Source organism: Pseudomonas sp. OG7, from assembly GCF_014192825.1.
GTDB classification, from domain to species: domain Bacteria; phylum Pseudomonadota; class Gammaproteobacteria; order Pseudomonadales; family Pseudomonadaceae; genus Aquipseudomonas; species Aquipseudomonas monteilii.
On the sequence record NZ_JACHYK010000002.1, the window covers coordinates 355,934 to 375,601 of the forward strand.

The 19,668-nt window shown below is 63.3% G+C and carries 19 protein-coding genes; 9 read left to right on the top strand and 10 right to left on the bottom strand.

Annotated elements, in window-relative coordinates:
• Positions 1 to 9 precede the first annotated feature (9 nt).
• From FHW75_RS06115 to dapA, 9 genes are all read right to left on the bottom strand, one after another.
• Positions 10 to 480, bottom strand: coding sequence for an arsenate reductase ArsC (locus FHW75_RS06115; RefSeq protein ID WP_019099352.1), 471 nt, complete (start codon positions 478 to 480; stop codon positions 10 to 12).
• Between the two features lie 14 nt (positions 481 to 494).
• On the bottom strand, positions 495 to 1,778 hold the full coding sequence (locus FHW75_RS06120; protein WP_183673334.1) for an arsenic transporter: 1,284 nt from the start codon (positions 1,776 to 1,778) through the stop codon (positions 495 to 497).
• Positions 1,779 to 1,807: 29 nt separating this feature from the next.
• Positions 1,808 to 2,164 (bottom strand): metalloregulator ArsR/SmtB family transcription factor, encoded by a 357-nt coding sequence (locus FHW75_RS06125; protein WP_025753212.1) that lies wholly within the window; start codon positions 2,162 to 2,164, stop codon positions 1,808 to 1,810.
• A 474-nt stretch (positions 2,165 to 2,638) separates the two neighbouring features.
• Entirely contained in the window at positions 2,639 to 3,151 is a 513-nt protein-coding gene (locus tag FHW75_RS06130; RefSeq protein WP_025753213.1) for an AmiS/UreI family transporter, read from the bottom strand.
• 12 nt (positions 3,152 to 3,163) lie between these two features.
• The gene (locus tag FHW75_RS06135; protein WP_027615153.1) at positions 3,164 to 3,748 is read right to left on the bottom strand and encodes an ANTAR domain-containing response regulator; all 585 of its coding nucleotides are present in this window, start codon (positions 3,746 to 3,748) and stop codon (positions 3,164 to 3,166) included.
• Entirely contained in the window at positions 3,745 to 4,902 is a 1,158-nt protein-coding gene (locus FHW75_RS06140) for a transporter substrate-binding domain-containing protein (protein WP_033694576.1), read from the bottom strand. The genes FHW75_RS06135 and FHW75_RS06140 overlap by 4 nt, the downstream gene beginning before the upstream one ends.
• A 21-nt stretch (positions 4,903 to 4,923) precedes the next feature.
• Complete coding sequence (locus tag FHW75_RS06145) at positions 4,924 to 6,045, bottom strand: AAA family ATPase (protein WP_019099347.1); 1,122 nt, start codon at positions 6,043 to 6,045, stop codon at positions 4,924 to 4,926.
• A gap of 54 nt (positions 6,046 to 6,099) precedes the next feature.
• On the bottom strand, positions 6,100 to 7,143 hold the full coding sequence (locus FHW75_RS06150) for an aliphatic amidase (RefSeq protein WP_027609037.1): 1,044 nt from the start codon (positions 7,141 to 7,143) through the stop codon (positions 6,100 to 6,102).
• Between the two features lie 186 nt (positions 7,144 to 7,329).
• Complete coding sequence (gene dapA / locus FHW75_RS06155) at positions 7,330 to 8,196, bottom strand: 4-hydroxy-tetrahydrodipicolinate synthase (RefSeq protein ID WP_084297132.1); 867 nt, start codon at positions 8,194 to 8,196, stop codon at positions 7,330 to 7,332.
• A 470-nt stretch (positions 8,197 to 8,666) separates the two neighbouring features.
• Here dapA and FHW75_RS06160 point away from each other — a divergent pair, with 470 nt between their 5' ends.
• Positions 8,667 to 10,520, top strand: a complete 1,854-nt coding sequence (locus tag FHW75_RS06160; RefSeq protein ID WP_019099342.1) for an ABC transporter ATP-binding protein — start codon at positions 8,667 to 8,669, stop codon at positions 10,518 to 10,520.
• A 3-nt stretch (positions 10,521 to 10,523) separates the two neighbouring features.
• Here FHW75_RS06160 and FHW75_RS06165 read toward each other — a convergent pair whose 3' ends face one another.
• A complete protein-coding gene (locus FHW75_RS06165; RefSeq protein WP_026020493.1) occupies positions 10,524 to 11,351 on the bottom strand; it encodes an IclR family transcriptional regulator in 828 nt (275 codons plus the stop codon).
• 249 nt (positions 11,352 to 11,600) lie between these two features.
• On the opposite strand from FHW75_RS06165, the gene FHW75_RS06170 reads away from it, so the two are divergent.
• The 8 genes from FHW75_RS06170 to FHW75_RS06205 all read left to right on the top strand — a co-directional run bounded on the left by FHW75_RS06170 (position 11,601) and on the right by FHW75_RS06205 (position 19,558).
• Positions 11,601 to 12,620, top strand: a complete 1,020-nt coding sequence (locus tag FHW75_RS06170; RefSeq protein ID WP_019099340.1) for an ABC transporter ATP-binding protein — start codon at positions 11,601 to 11,603, stop codon at positions 12,618 to 12,620.
• Complete coding sequence (locus FHW75_RS06175; protein WP_019099339.1) at positions 12,617 to 13,486, top strand: ABC transporter permease; 870 nt, start codon at positions 12,617 to 12,619, stop codon at positions 13,484 to 13,486. The genes FHW75_RS06170 and FHW75_RS06175 overlap by 4 nt, the downstream gene beginning before the upstream one ends.
• A 4-nt stretch (positions 13,487 to 13,490) precedes the next feature.
• A complete protein-coding gene (locus tag FHW75_RS06180; RefSeq protein WP_016714351.1) occupies positions 13,491 to 14,285 on the top strand; it encodes an ABC transporter permease in 795 nt (264 codons plus the stop codon).
• 14 nt (positions 14,286 to 14,299) lie between these two features.
• Positions 14,300 to 14,590: a (2Fe-2S)-binding protein gene (locus FHW75_RS06185; RefSeq protein ID WP_016714352.1), complete on the top strand. Its 291-nt coding sequence runs from the start codon at positions 14,300 to 14,302 to the stop codon at positions 14,588 to 14,590.
• Positions 14,587 to 15,945: an NAD(P)/FAD-dependent oxidoreductase gene (locus tag FHW75_RS06190; protein WP_027609041.1), complete on the top strand. Its 1,359-nt coding sequence runs from the start codon at positions 14,587 to 14,589 to the stop codon at positions 15,943 to 15,945. Before FHW75_RS06185 ends, FHW75_RS06190 begins: the two co-directional genes overlap by 4 nt.
• Positions 15,942 to 17,078, top strand: coding sequence for an FAD-binding oxidoreductase (locus tag FHW75_RS06195; protein WP_183673337.1), 1,137 nt, complete (start codon positions 15,942 to 15,944; stop codon positions 17,076 to 17,078). The genes FHW75_RS06190 and FHW75_RS06195 overlap by 4 nt, the downstream gene beginning before the upstream one ends.
• Positions 17,075 to 18,118, top strand: a complete 1,044-nt coding sequence (locus tag FHW75_RS06200) for a polyamine ABC transporter substrate-binding protein (protein ID WP_019099336.1) — start codon at positions 17,075 to 17,077, stop codon at positions 18,116 to 18,118. The genes FHW75_RS06195 and FHW75_RS06200 overlap by 4 nt, the downstream gene beginning before the upstream one ends.
• A gap of 195 nt (positions 18,119 to 18,313) precedes the next feature.
• Positions 18,314 to 19,558 carry an OprD family porin gene (locus tag FHW75_RS06205; protein WP_183673338.1) on the top strand — a complete coding sequence of 415 codons (1,245 nt, stop codon included), beginning with the start codon at positions 18,314 to 18,316 and terminating at the stop codon, positions 19,556 to 19,558.
• Positions 19,559 to 19,668: the final 110 nt, after the last annotated feature.

Here is a 19,668-nt window from a genome sequence, read left to right on the forward strand (position 1 = left end):
ATCCAGGGCCTAAAGCGCGCCGATGCGGGCAAGTTCGGCTTTCAGTTCAGCCTGGCTCAGTTGCGAGAAAGGCAGCGCAATGAAGGCGCGCACGCGCTCATCGATCTTCGCCAGTGTGGTCTGGAAGGCTTCTTCGATTTCTGCCTCACTCCCGGTGACCGCCGAAGGGTCGGCCAGGCCCCAGTGGGCTTTGAGCGATGGACCGAAGAAGATCGGGCAGGCTTCGCCAGCAGCGCGGTCGCACACGGTGACAACGATGTCGGGAGGAGAGCTCTCGAAGGCATCCGAGGCCTTGCTTGAAAGACCAGCGGTGGGGATACCGGCGGCTTCCAAGGTTTTCAGTGCCCGCTCATTGACCTTGCCGCTTGGGAAGCTGCCCGAGCTCACAGCATCCATACCCTCGGGGGCCAGATGATTGAACAGCGCCTCGGACAGAATGCTGCGGCAGCTGTTGTGGGTGCACATGAACAAGACTTTCATCAGGTATCTCCGGTTCAAAAGCTCAGGCGGATGGCCAATGCGGCCAAGGTGGCAAGCAGGATCGGCAGCGTCAGGACGATGCCGGTGCGCAAGTAGTAACCCCAGGTGATGACGATGTTCTTGCGGGCCAGCACGTGCAGCCACAGCAAGGTGGCCAGGCTGCCGATGGGGGTGATTTTCGGACCGAGGTCACAGCCGATGACGTTGGCGTAGATCATGGCCTCGCGCACAATGCCGGTGGCTTCGGCAGAATGGATCGACAAGGCCCCTACCAGCACGGTGGGCATGTTGTTCATGACCGACGACAGGCCAGCGGCGAGCAGCCCCGTCCCAAGGGATGCGCCCCAGATCCCATAGCCGGCGAAGACATTGAGGATCTGCGTCAGGTACTCGGTGAGGCCGGCGTTACGCAGGCCATAGACCACGAGGTACATGCCAAGTGAGAACACCACGACCTGCCAAGGCGCGTCCTTGAGCACCTTACGGGTAGAAATAACGTGCCCGCGCGCGGCGATCAGGTAGAGGATCAGCGCACAGGCAGCAGCGATGGCGCTGATCGGTACACCCAGCGGCTCGATGGCGAAGAAGCCGACCAGCAACAGCGCAAGCACCCACCAGCCGGCAACGAACGTCGCCTTGTCGCGGATAGCGGCTTCGGGAGCCTTCAGTTGGTCGAGTTCATAGGTACGAGGCAGGTCCTTGCGGAAGAACCACAGCAGCATGCCCAACGTGGCGGCGATGCTGACCAGGTTCACCGGCACCATGACCGAGGCGTACTCGCTGAAGCCAATGCCAAAGTAGTCGGCGGAAACGATGTTCACCAGGTTGGATACCACCAGCGGCAAGCTCGCGGTATCGGCGATGAAGCCCGCCGCCATGACGAATGCCAGCGTCGCCGCCGGGGAGAAGCGCAGGGCCAGCAGCATGGCGATGACGATCGGGGTCAGGATCAGTGCCGCACCGTCGTTAGCGAACAGCGCCGAGACGGCGGCGCCCAGCAGGATGATGAAGGCGAACAGCTTGCGGCTGCTGCCATTGCCCCAGCGGGCCACGTGCAATGCCGCCCACTCGAAGAACCCCGCCTCATCCAGCAGCAGGCTGATGATGATGACGGCGATGAAAGTGGCGGTAGCGTTCCAGACGATCTGCCAGACCACGGGGATATCGGACAGGCTCACGACGCCCGCCAGCAGTGCCACGACGGCCCCCAGTGCGGCGCTCCAGCCCACGCCCAGGCCTTTGGGCTGCCAGATGACGAGAACGATCGTCACCAGGAAAATCAAAAATGCGATCAGCATGGCTACAACTCAATCAGCGAAGGGAAGTCTTAAGCACAGGCAACAGGGCTCTGCGGCCGCTCGCCCATTTCGGCAAGGCGCAATGCATCGGGGCTCAACCATTCCTGGTTGGCTTCGACAACGCCCTTCAGTATCGCGTCCACCCACTGCGGCAGTTCGGGGTGCAGTCGGTAGTACACCCACTGACCCTTGCGGCGATCCATCAGGATTCCAGCCTCGCGCAACTGGGCCAGGTGCCGGGAGATCTTCGGCTGGCTCAGTTCCAGCGCGTGGGTAAGTTCGCAGACACAGAGTTCGCCTTCACGGGCGATCAGCAGGGTCATCCGGGCCCGGGTGTCATCAGCCAGGCATTTGAAAACGATGGGGGGTGTCAGTGTTTCCCGCATGTGACCTCCTGGGAAATGCGTGTACGGCCAATATCTGGAAATCCGAATATATGACGATTCAAATATGCGGTAAAGCAGATATTTACAATCGACTCGCCTTACGGGACGTCATAAAAACCGGAAAATGCCCGCGCTCTGGGCCCTATACTGGCCGTCGACACCATCCCCAGACTCTCCAATGAACCAGCCTGATATCTCTATCCGGTTGCTTGGTACCGATCAAATCCAAGGCCTGGCTGAGCATCTGACTGCAGCGGGCTTGCCGACCCAAGACCTTTTGCAGCCCGAAGGTGGGATATCACCGGACCCGCAAGCACCAGAGGCACCATGCCCAGCGGAACGGTTTTCTTCGGGTTGTGAATCTCGTGAGTCGCACCTCACCCATGAGGCAGCCTCTGAAGGCTGAGACCTGTAGTAGCGGGTTTACCCGCTCCTGCAGGAATCGGGCCCTGTTTCAGGGCGATAGTGTTGCCCTTAGCCCATCTGCTGCCACAGGATCAGCAACCCAGGCACCCACGCGGTGAAGATCGCGCATACCAGGGTCATCACCGCCACCAGCCGCTGGATTTTCCTGGCCAAGGCCAACAACAGGAAAAAACTGAACCACAACACCGTCCACGCAGCCCAGTTCAGCACATCCCACACCTTCATCAGGCCCTCGGCGCCCGGGATGGAGCTGACTGTCACCACCAGCGCTGTCACGCTGACGAACAGGCAGAACCAGCCCAACCCGCGGCCATCGACCTGCAACAACTGGTTGGCGGCCACCCACAGGTAGGTAAAGGCGAACAGGATGGTCAAGGCACCCGCCTTGATGCCTTCGGCCGCCCCCACCACGAAAATCAGGTAGACCGCCACCAACAGGCTGAGCAACCCGACAAACAGGTTGATCACCGCCACTTCACGGTCGGTGATACGCCCCATCAGCCAGATGCCGTTGATGAACAACACCGCACCCACATACAGCAGAACCAGTCCGTACAACATGGCAACCTCTTCTCATTCGAATTGTTCTAGGGTTTTTCTTGCCATTTCCAACATCGACAACCGCTGTTTCATTGCCTCTTTCGACAGGTAGGCATGGGCTTCAGGCTCCTGCCAGCCCTGAGCCGCCATCAGCAGGACCTTGGCCTTGTTGATGTCGGCCTGGTGTTCCAGGCGCTCCTGTAACTGGGCGTTTTTCTGCATCAAACGGGCGTGGGCTTCGCTATTGCTTCTGGCGCACACCAGCGCAGGCAGCACCTTGTGGCTGTCCAGCGGCAGCACGATCACGCCATGGCACCCCAGCTCCAGAATCTGCGAGAGGATGGTCGGGCTTTCGTACTCAACCAGCGCGACAGCGGTCAGGCGAACCCCGCCCTGGGCCAGCAGCTTGCCCAGTTCGCCATGGTGGCGCCCTTCGAACACCCCGCAAAACACCAGGTCGGTGTGGGTGTCGAACGCCTTGGGCGGTGGCCAGTACTGCTTTACCGAACAACCGATGCGCATCAGTTGCAACACCAGGGCATCGGTGATTTCACTGGGCGGGCAAACAATGCCGACATGCAGCTCACGCAGCGTATTCAGGATGTTCGAGGTGCTCATGAGGGGCCGCCTCCCGCCATGCTCGCCGTCCAGTCATCGAGGTTGTGCACTACCACATAGGGGTCGGGGCGGATAGCCACTGGCGACTGCCATTTGATGCAGATCTGCCCGCTCGCATCGATCTCGCCTATGCGCGCGAACAGGTGCGAATGGTTGTTCTGCTGCTCCACATGCACCCTGCCCTGGGGGCTGTCCAAGCTGGCGTGGTACAGGTGATTGCGGATCACCTCCACCTCCAGGCTGCCGGTGGCATTCACCGCCTGGCACAACATGCGCATCTGGCTGTAGGCGGCCTCGGCCCAGGCGGTGATGCGCACATCAGCAGGGAAAAACGCCCGACACGCGCTGACGAACGCGTGGCTTTGTGGCGAGTCGACACTGGTGAAATACGGCGCCACGACGATGTTGCCACAGGCCACCTTGGCGCCCATCTCGGCGATTTCGGCCTCACTGGTGGTCAGGCTGGCAATGGGCGGCCGAGGACCATTACCGTAACGCTGCGCCAATGCCTGATAGAAACTTGCCGTACCCGTACCGACCACGGTCGAGAACACCACATCCGGGGCAGCGCGAACCACCCGCTCCACCACCTGGGCCAGGTCATCGGCCGAGGGGTACAGTGGCATGTAAGCCTCCTCCACCACTTCGCCGCCATGCTGCTTGTACAGGTGGCGCATGACGTGGTTGCTTTCCCGCGGGTAGATGTAGTCCGAGCCGACGAAGGCGACCCTGGCACCATAATGGCGGGTCAGGTAGGCCGCCAGCGGCGCGCTGTTCTGGTTGGGTGCCGGCCCGCCGTAGATGATGTTGGGCGAGTACTCGAAACCCTCGTAAGGCGTGGGATAGAACAGCAAGCCATCCGCGCGCTCGACCACCGGCATCACGGCTTTGCGGGTATGCGACATGTAGCAGCCGAGCATCAGGCGCACGCCGTGGTTGCGCACATAGTCGTCGCACAGGTTGCGGTACCGGTCCGGGTCGCCCCCGGGGTCACCGACCAGGGTCAGCACCGGCTGGCCAAGTACACCGCCTTCGCGGTTCACCTGTTCTGCCGCCAGCAACGCACCGCAGCGCTGCGAGCGCTCGATGGCTGCAGTAACGCCGCTTTCGGCGAACAGCAAGCCCACCTTCAATTGCCTGTCTTGTCTACTCATCACACTGTCCTGTGGCAGCCATCATGTAGGCACCGAAAAACGGATACGCCCGCGCTCGAGGTGCCCGGCCACCGTGATGCAGGCCACTTCGGCCCGGCAGGGGATGCGGTTGCCGAGCAGGTACTCGGCCAGCGGCACCTCCAGTTCGTGGCGGATGAACCGCTTGAGTGCACGGGCGCCGAACTCCACGTCATGCCCTTCGCTGGCCAGCTTGCCGACCACTGCCGCATCCAGTTGCAGGCGGCAGTGATGCTTGGCCAGACGCCGGTTCAGGCGCGACACTTCAAGCTCGACGATGCGCTCGCTCACTTCCTGTTCGATGGCGTTGAACACCACGGTGCTGTCGATGCGGTTGACGAACTCGGCAGAAAAACGCTTCACCAGGCGTCGCCGCACAACGGCCAGCAAACGCTCCCGTTGCCCTGCCCGCTGCCCCAGCAAACGCCGCAGCGATGCCAGTGGGCCAAGCCGGTGCTGGCGTATTTCGTCTGCCGCCAGGTTGCTGGTCATGAATACCAGGGTATTGCGGAAATTGAAGCTCTTTTCCCCGGAAGCCAAGCGCAGCAGGCCATTGTCGAACACATTGAGCAGCGCCTGGGACACCTCCTTGCTGGCCTTTTCCAGCTCATCGAACAGCACGATCCCCGGGCGCCCCTGGCTGCCGTCGAGCAGCGCCTGGTCGAACAGCGTGCGGCCCTCCTTGGCGCCAGCATAGCCCGGCGGCGCACCGGTCAGGGCAGCGGCGTAGTGCTCCTGGGCCAGCGTGTTCATGTCCACCCGGCAGAAGGCATCGGCATCACCGTGCAGTGCGCGGGCCAGGGCGCGCACGATCTCGGTCTTGCCAACCCCGGTCGGGCCGAGGAACAACGCCGTGAACAGTGGCCGGCGCGGGTCGAGAATATCCGCCCGCACCACCGTGAGCACATCTTCGATGGCCTGCAGGGCTTCGTCCTGGCCCAGTACTTCGCTGCGTAACACCTGCATGATAGCGGCGACATCGAAGCGGAATCGCGACTGCAGGGTGTCTTCGCTACGCAGGTGGGTTTCGACGATTGTCAGCGTGTGACAGTTTTCGGCATTCAGTGCAGCGCTGGAGGACGCGTCGCGGCGCGTCTGCTCCAGCAGGTCGTTCAAGAACGGCATGGTCTTCCCCTCAACGGTGAAACAGCGTGCCCGCAGGCACGCCGGGCACGCCCTTTAGCGGGCTTCCTTTTCCTTCGCGTCGTAGGGAAGGTTGCCAACCGGGCACTGCGCCACCCCCGAGGTGCGCCGGGTAATGGCCTCGACATTTTCGCGGGCCTTCTCGGCATCCAGCACCCAGGTGCGGTAGAAGTCGAACGGGCATTCGGCGATGCCACGGTCACCGTCGCCGGACAAATGCATACCGCTGTAACCGCGGTGCAGAATCTTGTACAGGTGGTTTTGTGACTGGTCGTTCTGCCGCGCATCGCGAATCTGCGAGATCGACAGCTGGGCGTACTGAATGCCCATTTCCTCTTCACCACACTCGCCCAGGGTGCGGCCATCGAAACCGATGATCGCCGAGTGGCCGAAGTAGGAATACACACCATCGAAGCCGGCGGCGTTGGCCACTGCCACGTAGCAGTTGTTGGCCCAGGCCATGGCTTTGGCCATCAGCACCTGCTGGTCCTTGGCCGGGTACATGTAGCCCTGGCAACGCACGATCAGCTCGGCGCCTTTCATGGCGCAGTCGCGCCAGATTTCCGGGTAGTTGCCGTCATCGCAGATGATCATGCTGATTTTCAAGCCCTTGGGGCCATCGGCAACGTAGGTCTGGCCGCCGGGGTACCAGCCTTCGATCGGGCACCAAGGGATGATCTTGCGGTACTTCTGCACGATCTCGCCGTTGTTGTCGATCAACACCAGGGTGTTGTAGGGCGACTTGCGCGGGTGCTCTTCATGGCGTTCGCCGGTCAGCGAGAACACGCCCCAGACATTGGCCTTGCGGCAGGCCTGGGCGAACACTTCGGTTTCCACGCCGGGTACGGCCACGGCGGTTTCCATCATTTCTGCCGGGTCGTACATGATGCCCTGCAGGCTGTACTCCGGGAAAATCACCAGGTCCATGCCCGGCAACCCCTGCTTCATGCCGACAATGATGTCGGCGATCTTCCTCGCGTTTTCGAGCACTTCATCGCGGGTATGCAGGCGCGGCATCTTGTAGTTGACCACGGCCACACCGACGGTGTCGTTGCTGCTGGAAATATCACCATGACGCATGTTGAACACCTCTTGTTGTTATTTTTCAGGGACGACAAAAAGCCCTCTCCGCATGCGGAGAGAGCTCATTTGCTCTTGGGGGTTCGGGGTGGAGGCAGCGGCATCGCCATTGATGCGCAGCTCCTGACAACCAACGGTATATGTCGGGTGTGGCGGCTTGTCAACCCGGCAACAGCTGCTGCCTCTTCAGGCGCCGAGTGAGCCCAGCACGCGTTGTAGCCTGTCCCGGGTCGTATCCGTGCACGCTTGCATCGGCTCGCGCAGCTCGTCTGCCATCAGGTTTTGCAACTGCAACGCTGCCTTCACCACCGTCGGGTTGGGCTCGGCAAACGCCAGCTTGATCCAGGGCAGCAACTGGTAGAACGTGCCACGCGCTGCCACCCAGTCACCGCTGTCGACCTGCTGCTGCATGCGCACATACAGGTCGGCGCGCACGTGCGCGGAGGCTGAAATGGCCCCGGCTCCCCCCAGGCACAGGTTGTTGAAGATCTGCAGGTCTTCACCGGCCAGCACCTGGGCATGGCCATCCTCGATCAGGGACAGGGTGGTCTCGCTGTCGCCGCTGCAATCCTTGACCGCTGCAATGCGCGGGTGGCGCACGATTCGGCGCAGGGTTTCACGCTCGATGCGCACGCCCGTGCGATAGGGAATGTCGTATACGATCACCGGCACGCGGGCGGCATCGGCCACAGTGGCGAAGAAGGCTTCGAGACCGGCCTGCGAAGGGCGGATGTAGCACGGTGCGGGGACTAGCAACCCGCCAATGTCACGCTGCTGGACTTCAGCCTGAAACGCTAGCAGCTCACGCAGGTTGTAACCCGACAGGCCCATCACCACCCTGCCTGGCTCCACCCAGGCCAGCACCGCATCCAGCACCGCCAGCTGCTCGGCCTTGGACAGTGCCGCCGCCTCACCCGTGGTACCGCACACCACAAAACCGGCCACGCCGTCCTCGAGCAGCTTCTTCACCAACTTTTCCAAGGCGGCAAAGTCGATTTCATTGGCGCGCATTGGCGTGACGAGGGCGATCCAGATACCACGGAAATTCGACATGCAAAAACTCCTGATGTTGACCGAAAGTCAGCGTCAGAGGGTGAAGAGTCGAAGTGGTCTGGCAGGGATACCTGGCGCCTTCTGTCTCGTCAGCCCACCTGACGAGACAGCGCGCCTCGGTCAGATGAGCGGCTGTTTCTTGGATTTCTTGGCAACGGCAACGCACGCGCCTGCCTGGGCAATGAAGCCCGAAGCGATGATGGCGTGGTTGGACATGGACATGGGGGAAAGCCCGTTGCGTGGATTAGGCTGGATAATGGTGGAGCGACACGCGGGGTGTCAACCCTCGACCTTGCTGCAGCGTCGCAAAGCTCGAAGCCGGCTCAGTGCAGAAGCCTGAACTTTCGTTCACCGTGCATACAGCGACATTTCGGGCGATGACTTGATGAGAAAAGGTTATGCCGGCAGGCGAATGCCTGGATGTGCGGTATGGTTACCCGGTAAGCAAAACCTGATTTGCGGAGACCCACATGTTTCGTGTTTTTGAACGCTGGCTCGACCCCTTCCCCCCTGACGAAGTGCCGCCACCCCCGGTGGGCCTGCTGCGCTTCATGTGGGCCTGCACCCGGGGCGCCCGTGGCTATATCCTTGCCCTGGCCCTGCTCAGTGCCGGGGTATCGGTTTACGAAGCCTGGCTGTTTGCCTTCCTCGGCCAGGTGGTTGACCTGCTATCGAACTGGCAGGCCGGGGGCGCCGTAGGTGCTGAGGAAAGCCGCGTGTTGTGGGGCATCGGTATCGTCCTGGTGGCCAGCATCGGGCTGGTGGCAATGCGTACCATGGTTCAGCACCAAGTGCTGGCGATCAACTTGCCGCTGCGGTTGCGCTGGGACTTTCACCGGCTGATGCTGCGCCAGAGCTTGTCGTTCTTCTCTGACGAGTTTTCGGGCCGGGTCACTACCAAAGTGATGCAGACAGCCTTGGCGGTACGCGAGGTGCTGTTCACCGTCATCGAAATACTGCCCGGTATCGGCGTGTATTTCATTGCAATCATCGCCCTGGCGGGTGGTTTTGCCCTGAAGCTGATGCTGCCGTTCATTGCCTGGCTGGCTCTGTTCGGGCTGGCGATGCTGTACTTCGTGCCGCGCCTGGGCAAGGTCGGGCAGGAACAGGCCAACGCGCGGTCGTCGATGACCGGGCGGGTTTCCGATGCCTACACCAACATCACGACGGTAAAGCTGTTCTCGCACTCCAGGCGCGAAGCGCACTTCGCCCGTGCGGCCATGGAGGACTTCAAGCAGACCGGCTTTCGCCAGATGCGCCTGGTCAGCCAGTTCGAAATCGTCAACCAGGCGCTGGTGGTGGGCTTGATCTTCGGCTCCGGCGGCTATGCGCTGTGGCTGTGGCACCAAGGCCAGGTCGGCACCGGTGCAGTCGCGGCAATCACCGCCATGGCCCTGCGTATCAACGGGATGTCGCACTGGATCATGTGGCAGATGACCTCGTTGTTCGAGAGCATCGGCACCGTGCAGGACGGCATGGCCACCCTCACCCGCGGCCCCAAGGTGCAGGATGCAACCGATGCAGGCGAACTGGTGACCCAGGGCGGCGCAGTAACGTTCGACAAGGTCAGCTTCAACTACAACGGCGAGCGCCAGGTGTTGAACGACCTGAGCCTGCACATTCGCCCAGGCGAAAAGGTCGGGCTGGTCGGCCGCTCAGGCGCAGGCAAATCCACCTTGATCAACTTGCTGCTGCGCTTCTATGACGTGGACAGCGGTGTCATCCGCATTGATGGGCAGGACGTCGCCAAGGTCACCCAGGACAGCCTGCGCAGCGCCATCGGCATGGTCACACAAGACACTTCGCTGCTACACCGCTCGATCCGCGACAACATCGCCTACGGCCGCCCGGATGCCACCGAAGCGCAGATCCGCGCTGCTGCGGTCAATGCCCAGGCCGATGGGTTCATCAGCCAGCTCAGTGACCGCCAAGGCCGCAGTGGCTACGACACACTGGTGGGTGAACGCGGTATCAAGCTGTCCGGCGGTCAGCGCCAGCGCATCGCCATTGCCCGAGTGATGCTGAAGAACGCACCGATCCTGCTGCTGGACGAAGCCACCAGCGCGCTGGACTCGGAAGTGGAAGTGGCCATTCAGGAAAGCCTGGATGAAATGATGCAAGGCAAAACCGTCATCGCCATCGCCCACCGGCTGTCGACGATTGCGGCCATGGACCGTCTGATCGTGATGGATGAAGGCCGCATCATCGAGCAAGGTACCCACGCTGAGTTGCTGGCGAAAAAGGGCACCTATGCCCGGCTGTGGCAACACCAGAGCGGCGGGTTCCTGGGTGAGGACCAAGGAGTGGCCGAGGCGGTGGAATAGGCCTTAGCCAAACACATGCGAGGGGCGGCGCAGCACCGGGTCGAACGGGTTCACCCGCTCGCCGATCGCCGCCGCCTCACGCTTGAGCAAGGCCACCACAGTCGGCATGCGGTTAGGCCCAAGGCGGTCGCTGATGGTCGCCACGCTCAGCGCAGCCACAGCGTGGCCGTTGCGGTCGAGAATCGGCACAGCCAGGCCGGCCATGCCGTCGAGTACCCCGGTATTGCGCCCGGCATACCCCAGGCTGCGCACATTGTCGATTTCGGCACGCAGCAGCACTTCGTCGTAATGGTGAAAATCCTTGAGCCGCGGCAGGTTGTAACGGATCACCTCGTCACGTTCTTCCTCAGGCAGGAAAGCCAGAATGGCCAGGCTGCCCTGCCCCACGCCCAACGCCACACGGCCGCCGATGTCGCCGGTAAAGGTGCGGATCGGGTAAGGCCCTTCGCTGCGGTCCAGGCACACGGCGTCAAACCCCGAACGCGCCAGCAGAAACAGCGAATCCCCCAGCGAAGCCGACAGCCGCAACAGGCTGGGGCGCACCACATCGCGCAAATTGCCGGCCTGCCCGGCCTTGGCCGCCAGGGCAAAGAAATCCAGGCTCAGGCGGTAGCGCTTGCTGGTCGCACACTGGTCGACCATGCCCTCTTCGATCAGGCTGCGCAGTAGCCGGTGTGTGGTGGGCTGTGCCAGGCCAACCCGCTGGGCCAGCTGGCTGACCTTCTCGCCCTCGCCACCGCAATCACCCAGCGCACGCAACACGGCGAACAAACGGGACACGGCACTGACACCCACTTCCCTGGCTTTCTCATTTCGTTTATCGGAATCCATTTTTCGCTAAAACCTTTCAAATTTCATTGAGTGGAATAATTTCAAAATAGCTGTCACTCAGTGAAATTACCCTTTGTCGCCATCCTAATCATTGCCCTACTCTCCGGTCCATAGGGCGATATCACAACATCGGCCGCCGCCACAGAAGCGAGCGCCAACGTCCGTAAAAGCATTGCTTTTCGCCGCTGGCGCTCTGCCCACCCTGAAACTGCCGGTTCATCCCGGTTCCGTTTGCGATGGAGCACAGCCATGACCTTTCTGTTGATCGACAAACTCTGCAAGCGCTATGGCGCCACGGAGGCCGTGGCCAGTTCGTCACTGGCCATCGAAAAAGGCGAGTTTGTCTCCCTGCTCGGCCCTTCCGGCTGCGGCAAGACCACCACCCTGCAGATGATTGCCGGCTTCGTCGAGGTCACCAGTGGCCGCATCGTGCTCGATGGCCGCGACATCACCCACGCCAAACCAGCCAGCCGCGGCCTGGGCGTGGTGTTCCAGAGCTACGCGCTGTTCCCGCACATGACCGTGCGCGACAACGTTGCCTTTGGCCTGCGCATGCGCAAGGTAGGCAATGCCGACATCGCCCGCCGCGTGGACCAGGCGCTGGCGCTGGTGCGCCTGGACAAGCATGCCGACCGCTACCCACGGGAATTGTCCGGCGGCCAGCGCCAGCGCGTGGCACTGGCACGCGCGCTGGTGATCGAACCGCCCGTGCTGCTGCTGGACGAGCCGCTGTCCAACCTGGACGCACACCTGCGTGAAGAAATGCAGTTCGAGATCTGCCGTATCCAGAATGAAGTCGGCATTACCACGTTGATGGTCACCCACGACCAGGCCGAAGCCTTGTCGATCAGCGACCGGGTGGTGGTGATGGAAGCCGGGCGCATCACCCAGGTCGATGACCCTTACCGTCTCTACGAACACCCGGGCACACCGTTCATTTCCGACTTTGTCGGCAAGGCCAACCGCCTGCGTGGTGTCACCGGCCCCGGCGGCCAACCGCAGGCAGCGCCCCAGGGGCCGCTCACCCTCAGCCTGCGCCCGGAAAAGATCAGCCTCGGCCCGGCGGGCAGCGGCAAACTGGCAGGGCGCATCAGCTGCCGCTACTTCCTCGGCAGCCAGTGGCTGTACCGCGTTGATACTGCCCTGGGCAACCTGGCCGTGGTCCGCGCCAACGATGGCAGCGCGCCGCTGGACGAAGGTGCGCCGGTTGGCCTGGACTGGAACGATGCCCTGCTGCGGGTGCTGAATGCGGCCGAGGTGGCGGCATGAGTACGGCAAAACTGCGCAACAATGCCTGGGGCTACGGCCTGAGCAGCCCGGCCCTGCTGTTGTTCCTGGCCTTGCTGGTGATGCCGCTGGGGCTGACCGTGCTGCTGTCGTTCAACGCGTTCGACTACACCAGCGGCATCCAGGCCGGCCAGTACACCCTCAGCCATTACCTGAGCCTGGTGACCGACACCTATTACTACGAGATTTTCTTTCGCACCTTCTGGATCAGCGCCCTGGTCACCTTGCTGTGCGTGCTGATCGGCATCCCCGAGGCCATGGTGCTTAGCCGCATGGGCGCGCCGTGGCGCTCGATCTTTCTGATCCTGGTGCTGACCCCGCTGCTGATTTCGGTGGTGGTGCGCGCCTTCGGCTGGAGCCTGCTGCTGGGCTCTGACGGCCTGATCAACCAAGGCATCAGCGCCCTCGGTGGGCAGCCCGTAAAGCTGTTGTACACCCCGTTCGCGGTGATCATCGGCCTGGTCCACGTGATGCTGCCGTTCATGATCATCCCGGTATGGACCTCGTTGCAGAAGCTCGACCCGGCCGCCGAACAGGCTGCACTGTCGCTGGGCGCCAGCCAGTGGACGGTGTTCCGCCGCATCGTGCTGCCACAGATCATGCCGGGCGTGCTGTCGGGCACGCTGATCGTGTTCGGCCTGGCGGCCAGCTCGTTCGCCATCCCCGGGCTGCTGGGCGGGCGCCGACTGAAGATGGTCGCCACCATGATTTACGACCAGTACCTGGCCGAACTGAACTGGCCGATGGGCGCCACCATCGCGGTCGCCCTGCTGCTGATCAACCTGCTGGTGATGCTCAGCTGGAACCGGCTGGTAGAACGCCGCTACAAACGCGCACTTGGAGTTTGAACCCATGACCCGTAACGGCCCGCTGGCCCTGTCTTTTCACGCCCTGGTGATGCTGTTCATGCTCGCCCCGCTGGTGGTGGTGTGCCTGGTGGCATTCACCCCGGAAAACACCCTGAGCCTGCCCACCGCCGGCTTCTCGCTGCGCTGGTTCAGCGCCGTGTTCGAGCGCGCCGACTTCCTTGACGCGTTCTACAACAGCCTGAAACTCGCCGCCCTGGCGGCCTCGCTGGCCACCCTGATCGCCGTACCCGCTGGCCTGGCGCTGACCCGCTACAGCTTCCCGGGCCAGGGCTTTGTCAACGGGCTGCTGCTGTCACCCATCATCATCCCGCACCTGGTGCTGGGTGTAGCCCTGCTGCGGCTGTTCGCCTTGCTTGGGGTCAATGGCAGCTTCGCCTGGCTGGTGTTTGCCCATGTGGTGGTCATTACACCCTACGTGCTGCGCCTGGTGCTGGCTGCCGCCATTGGCATCGACCGCAGCGCCGAGCAGGCCGCACAGAGCCTGGGCGCAGGCCGCGTCACGCTGTTCTGCAAAGTGACCCTGCCGATGATCTTGCCGGGGGTGGCCGGTGGCTGGCTGCTGGCGTTCATCAACAGCTTCGACGAAGTCACGCTGTCGATCTTCGTCACCTCACCCGCCACGCAGACTCTGCCCGTGCGCATGTACGTGTACGCCACCGAATCGATCGACCCGATGATGGCCGCCGTTTCGGCACTGGTGATCGCCGTCACCGCCCTGACCATGGTCGCCCTGGACCGGGTTTACGGCCTGGACCGCGTCCTGGTGGGCAAGCAATGACAAGGAATGCCCCTATGCCCCTGTTCAAGCGCGTGGCCGAGCACGACCGCGAGCCGCTGCCCTTTTTGCTCGACGGCCAGCCAGCCCAGGGCATGAACGGCGACACCCTGCTGACCGCTATCCTGACCAATGCCACGCACCTGCGCGGCAGCGACTTCAGCGCCGAGCCGCGCGCCGGTTTCTGCCTGATGGGCGCCTGCCAGGACTGTTGGGTGCGCCTGCAGGATGGGCGCCGGGTGCGCGCCTGCTCGACCTTTCTGGAAGCCGGCCAGTGCATCACCCGCGATCCGGGGCGCCGGCCATGACTGCAATCGTGATCATCGGTGCCGGCCCCGCCGGCATCCGCGCCGCGCAAACCCTGGTGGCCCACGGCGTTCGCCCGGTGCTGCTGGACGAAGCCAGCCGCGGCGGTGGGCAGATCTACCGCCAGCAGCCAGCCAACTTTCGCCGGTCGGCCAAGGCGTTGTACGGTTTCGAGGCTGGCAAGGCACAAGCCGTGCATACCACCCTTGAGCAACTGCGCGGGCAACTCGACTACCGCCCGGATACCTTGGTGTGGAACGCCGAGCAGCAGGTGCTGGACACCTTGCAACAGGGCGAGTTGGCCGACCGCCTGGCGTTCGACCGGGTGATTGTCGCCACCGGCGCCACCGACCGCGTGTTGCCGATCCCCGGCTGGACCTTGCCTGGGGTCTATACCCTGGGCGCCGCACAGATTGCCCTTAAGTTCCAGGGCTGCGCCATCGGCGAGCGGGTGGTGCTGGCAGGCAGTGGGCCGCTGTTGTACCTGGTGGCCTATCAGTACGCCAAGGCCGGCGCCACGGTCAGCGCAGTGCTCGACACCTCGCCGTTCAGCGCCCAGGTACGTGCCCTGCCACGCCTGCTGCTGCAGCCGGGCACCTTTGCCAAAGGCCTTTACTACCGCGCCTGGCTTGCCCGCAAAGGCATACCGGTGCACCAGGGAGTAACCCTGCTCGGCATTGACGGCGAACAACGCGCCAGCGGCGTTCGCTGGTCACTCAACGGTCAGCAGCATCAGCTGCCCTGCGACGCCGTGGCCTTCGCCCACGCCCTGCGCAGCGAAACCCAGCTGGCCGACCTGCTGGGCTGCGAGTTTGCCTGGAACACCCTCAACCGCGCTTGGCTACCGGTACGTGACCCCCAGGGCCGCGCCAGCAGCCCCGGCGTGTACCTGGCGGGCGACGGTGCCGGCATCCTGGGTGCCGATGGTGCGGAAATGACCGGTGAACTGGCAGCCCTGACGCTGCTGGACGATCTCGGCAAGCCTGGCAACCCGCAACGCCAGCGACAGCTGGAAAAGCGCTTGGCCACGTTGCAGCGCTTTCGTCAGGGCCTGGAGCAAGCCTTCCCGTTCCCCGAACAATGGGCCAGCCAAGCCTCCGACCTGCTGACCGTGTGCCGTTGCGAGCAGATCAGCGCCGGGGAAATCCGCGCAACCGTGCGCGCCGGGCACTGGGAAATCAACCGGGTCAAGGCCATGTGCCGGGTCGGCATGGGCCGCTGCCAAGGCCGTGTGTGCGGCGCCGCTGCCGCCGAGCTGATTGCCTGCGAAAGCGGTCGGCCCCTTGATCAGGTCGGGCGCTTGCGCGGCCAGGCACCGGTCAAGCCGCTGCCCTTTGGTCTGGAGATAAAGCCATGAGGCTGCTTGAAGTGGACGCCATCATCGTGGGTGGCGGCATCGTCGGCAGCAGCGCTGCCTTGACCCTGGCCCGTGCTGGCCAGCAGGTGGCGCTGCTGGAACGCGACTTCTGCGGCTCGCATTCCAGCGGGGTGAACTACGGCGGCGTGCGCCGTCAGGGACGCTCGCTGGCCCAGCTGCCGTTGTCGATGCGCGCCCATGCCATTTGGGGGCAGCTGCGCGAATGGATCGGCATCGACGGCGAGTACGCCCGCAGCGGCCACCTGAAGCTGGCCCGCAGCGAAACCGATTTCGATGCCCTGAAGGCCTATGCACGCCGTACCCAGGCCTTTGACCTGCGCCTGCAACTGCTGGAACGCCGCGAGCTGCGCCAACGCTTTCCCTGGGTGGGCGACATCGCCGTCGGTGCCTCGTATTGCCCCGAGGATGGCCACGCCAACCCTCGCCTTGTATCGCCGGCGTTCGCCCAGGCAGCCCGGCACAGCGGTGCCGAGGTGCACGAGCAGTGCAACGTGCTTGATGTGGACCACGACGGCCAGCGCTTCAGCGTACACACCAGCACCGGCCAGTGCTTCAAGGCACCCTGGCTGTTGAACTGCGCCGGCGCCTGGTCGGCGCAGCTGGCCGAACAGTTCGGCGAACCGGTGCCACTCACCGCCGCCCACCCGGCCATGCTGGTCACCGAGCCGCTGCCGCTGTTCATGACCGCCAGCACCGGGGTCGAAGGCGGCGGTATCTACGCCCGCCAGGTAGCGCGTGGCAACTGCGTGCTCGGCGGCGGGCGCGGCTTTGCCCTGACCCCGACCACCGCACGCCCGGGCCAGGCCGCCGTGCTCGACATATTGCGCAACGCCACTGAGCTGTACCCGGCCCTGGCCGGTGCCCAGGCCATCCGCACCTGGAGCGGCACCGAAGGCTACCTGCCCGACGACGAACCGGTGCTTGGCCCCAGCCTGCACCGACCCGGCCTGCTGCACGGCTTCGGCTTTGCCGGCGCGGGTTTCCAGATTGGCCCGGCGGCGGGTGAAGCACTGGCGCAATGCATCCTGCAGGGCACACCCGCCATCAGCCTCGCGGCCTTCTCCATCCACCGTTTTCAGCCCAACCACCACCACAAGGAAAACCTGTCATGACGCACAAGCAACGTTTGCTCGCCCTGTTCTGCACCGTGCCCGGCCTGTTCGCCTGCCTGCCCGCCATGGCCCAACCCACGCTGTACCTGGGCATGAACGGTGGCACCATGGAACGGCTGTTCAGCGACAACATCCTGCCCCGGTTCGAGAAGGCCAACGATGTAAAGGTGGTGATCGTGCCCGGTACGTCGGCCGACATCCTGGCCAAGGTCCAGGCTACGCCGAACAAGCCGTCGATCCATGTGATGGTGCTGGATGACGGCATCATGTACCGCGCCATTGGCATGGGGCTGTGCAGCACGCTCAAGCCCAACCCAACCCTGGCCCAGCTGCCGGAAAAAGCCCTGATCAAGGACAAGGCCGCCGCCGTCAGCCTGGGGGTAACCGGGCTGGCCTACAACAGCCGCCTGTTCAAGGAAAAGGGCTGGGCCGCACCCACCTCGTGGAATGACCTGGCCGACCCGCGCTTCAAAGACAAGGTAGTGTTCCAGTCGATGGCCTCGTCCACCTTCGGCCTGCACGGTTTTCTGATGTACAACCGCCTGCACGGCGGCACCGATACCGACGTCAACCCGGGCTTCGCTGCCTGGAAGCAGAACGTTGGCCCGAACGTGCTGGAGTACATCCCCAACTCGGCCAAGCTCTCGGAAATGGTGCAAACCGACGAAGCCGCGCTGTTCCCGCTCACCCCCACCCAAGTGACGGCACTGAAGCTCAAAGGCATCCCGGTGGAGTACGCAGCGCCCAAGGAAGGCGCCGTGGTGCTCAACCAGGCCGAATGCGTCACCGCCAACAACGACCAGCCGGAGCTTGCGCAAAAGCTCGCCGAATTCCTGCTGAGCCCCGAAGCGCAGGCTCCGGCTCTGGAGCTAGGTGACCAGATCCCGTCCAACCCCAACACCCCGACCAGCGACAAGACCCGTGGTCAGGTCGAGGCCATGCAGACCTACCTGCAAACGGCCGTTACCATCGATTGGGACCAGGTCAATACCCAACGTCCGGAATGGAACGCCCGCTGGAATCGCCAGATCGAGCGATAGGCCGACGCCACCTGGCCCGCTGGCCGGTACCTCGGATACCGGCCAGCGGGCGCACCACCCGCTTGAGCCATCTGTAAACGTAAGAATGCTCTGCCCTGCACAGGCGCGGACAGGGCTTCTGCACGCCTGCAAAACGGCTCAGGCCCCCCTTGCATCACGCTGCCACCTAACTAGAACAAGCAAACGGAGCATGAAATGAGCATCAACACACTCGGCGTCACCGCCCTGTTGCTGGCGTCTGCCAGCCCCTTGCTGCAGGCCAGCGAGCAGTCCGAATCGGCGGGTTTCATCGAAGGCAGCAAGCTGTCTGTCAAGGCACGCAACATGTACATGCAGCGTGACAACCGCGCCAGCGGCGCACGGCAAAACTACGGCGAGGAATGGGCCCAGGGCTTTATCGGTACCTTTCAGTCCGGCTTCACCCAAGGCACCGTCGGCTTTGGCATCGACCTGATCAGCCAGTACGCCTTCAGGCTCGACACGGGTGACGGCCGCACGGGGGGCGGTACGGGCTTGCTGGAGCAGGACAACCATGGCGCCAAGCAAGACATGAGCAAAGCCGGGGCAGTGCTGAAAATGCGCGCGTCCAACACCGTGCTCAAATACGGCACGCAGGTCATGGCAGTGCCTGTGCTGGCCACCTCCGACAGCCGCCTGCTGCCGGAAACCGTCGACGGCTTCTCGCTCACCAGCAAGGAAATCCGCAATCTGCAGTTGGACGCGGGGCACTTCACCGGCCTGACCAACCGCAACCAGTCATCCCGCGACAGCGGGCGCATGACCGCCGTGGACTACCTGGGCGGGGTGTACACGTTCAATGAGCGGCTCTCCAGCAGCCTGTACTACGCCAAAACTGCCGAGCACTTTCGCAAGTACTACGTGAACACCCGCTACCTGTTGCCGCTGGGTTCCGGCCAGTCGCTTAAGTTCGACTTCAACGCCTACGACACGCAAAGCATCGGCCAGGCCCGCAGTGGCGACCTGGACAACCGCATCTGGAGCCTGGGGGGGACCTGGACGCTGGGCGCTCATGCCTTCACCCTGGCCTACCAGAAGGTGTCCGGCACCGGCGACTACGTGTACGGGCCAGACGGCAACGCGGTCTACAACTTTGCCAACTCGGTGCAGTACTCGGACTTCGACTACGAGAACGAAAAGTCCTGGCAGGCCCGATACGACCTGAACATGGCCGCTTATGGCGTACCAGGGCTGAGCTTCATGACCCGCTATGTGAAAGGCACCGACTTCAAGAGCGGCACCGGCGGCGACCTGGATGGCAAGGCCTGGGAGCGTGACGTTGAAGTACGCTATGTGGTGCAGGCCGGCGTAGCCAAGGACTTGTCGTTCCGGGTGCGGCAGGCCAGCTACCGTAGCTCCGAGCGTGGCGGCCAGATTGATGAAGTGCGGGTAATTACCGAGTACCCGCTCAATATTTTCTAAGGGTATGTACTGCCCGCTCCTAAGGGATTGCGCAAGCCCGGCACTCTGCACGATACCTGTGGGAGCGGGCTTGCCCGCGAAGATGGCTACGCAATTCCCCAGCCATGCCG

Excerpts from the sequence above, each read along its gene's own strand:
- FHW75_RS06115 (WP_019099352.1), bottom strand. The coding sequence starts at position 480 with ATGAAAGTCTTGTTCATGTGCACCCACAACAGCTGCCGCAGCATTCTG.
- FHW75_RS06120 (WP_183673334.1), bottom strand. The coding sequence starts at position 1,778 with ATGCTGATCGCATTTTTGATTTTCCTGGTGACGATCGTTCTCGTCATC.
- FHW75_RS06125 (WP_025753212.1), bottom strand. The coding sequence starts at position 2,164 with ATGCGGGAAACACTGACACCCCCCATCGTTTTCAAATGCCTGGCTGAT.
- FHW75_RS06130 (WP_025753213.1), bottom strand. The coding sequence starts at position 3,151 with ATGTTGTACGGACTGGTTCTGCTGTATGTGGGTGCGGTGTTGTTCATC.
- FHW75_RS06135 (WP_027615153.1), bottom strand. The coding sequence starts at position 3,748 with ATGAGCACCTCGAACATCCTGAATACGCTGCGTGAGCTGCATGTCGGC.
- FHW75_RS06140 (WP_033694576.1), bottom strand. The coding sequence starts at position 4,902 with ATGAGTAGACAAGACAGGCAATTGAAGGTGGGCTTGCTGTTCGCCGAA.
- FHW75_RS06145 (WP_019099347.1), bottom strand. The coding sequence starts at position 6,045 with ATGCCGTTCTTGAACGACCTGCTGGAGCAGACGCGCCGCGACGCGTCC.
- FHW75_RS06150 (WP_027609037.1), bottom strand. The coding sequence starts at position 7,143 with ATGCGTCATGGTGATATTTCCAGCAGCAACGACACCGTCGGTGTGGCC.
- dapA (WP_084297132.1), bottom strand. The coding sequence starts at position 8,196 with ATGTCGAATTTCCGTGGTATCTGGATCGCCCTCGTCACGCCAATGCGC.
- FHW75_RS06160 (WP_019099342.1), top strand. The coding sequence starts at position 8,667 with ATGTTTCGTGTTTTTGAACGCTGGCTCGACCCCTTCCCCCCTGACGAA.
- FHW75_RS06165 (WP_026020493.1), bottom strand. The coding sequence starts at position 11,351 with ATGGATTCCGATAAACGAAATGAGAAAGCCAGGGAAGTGGGTGTCAGT.
- FHW75_RS06170 (WP_019099340.1), top strand. The coding sequence starts at position 11,601 with ATGACCTTTCTGTTGATCGACAAACTCTGCAAGCGCTATGGCGCCACG.
- FHW75_RS06175 (WP_019099339.1), top strand. The coding sequence starts at position 12,617 with ATGAGTACGGCAAAACTGCGCAACAATGCCTGGGGCTACGGCCTGAGC.
- FHW75_RS06180 (WP_016714351.1), top strand. The coding sequence starts at position 13,491 with ATGACCCGTAACGGCCCGCTGGCCCTGTCTTTTCACGCCCTGGTGATG.
- FHW75_RS06185 (WP_016714352.1), top strand. The coding sequence starts at position 14,300 with ATGCCCCTGTTCAAGCGCGTGGCCGAGCACGACCGCGAGCCGCTGCCC.
- FHW75_RS06190 (WP_027609041.1), top strand. The coding sequence starts at position 14,587 with ATGACTGCAATCGTGATCATCGGTGCCGGCCCCGCCGGCATCCGCGCC.
- FHW75_RS06195 (WP_183673337.1), top strand. The coding sequence starts at position 15,942 with ATGAGGCTGCTTGAAGTGGACGCCATCATCGTGGGTGGCGGCATCGTC.
- FHW75_RS06200 (WP_019099336.1), top strand. The coding sequence starts at position 17,075 with ATGACGCACAAGCAACGTTTGCTCGCCCTGTTCTGCACCGTGCCCGGC.
- FHW75_RS06205 (WP_183673338.1), top strand. The coding sequence starts at position 18,314 with ATGAGCATCAACACACTCGGCGTCACCGCCCTGTTGCTGGCGTCTGCC.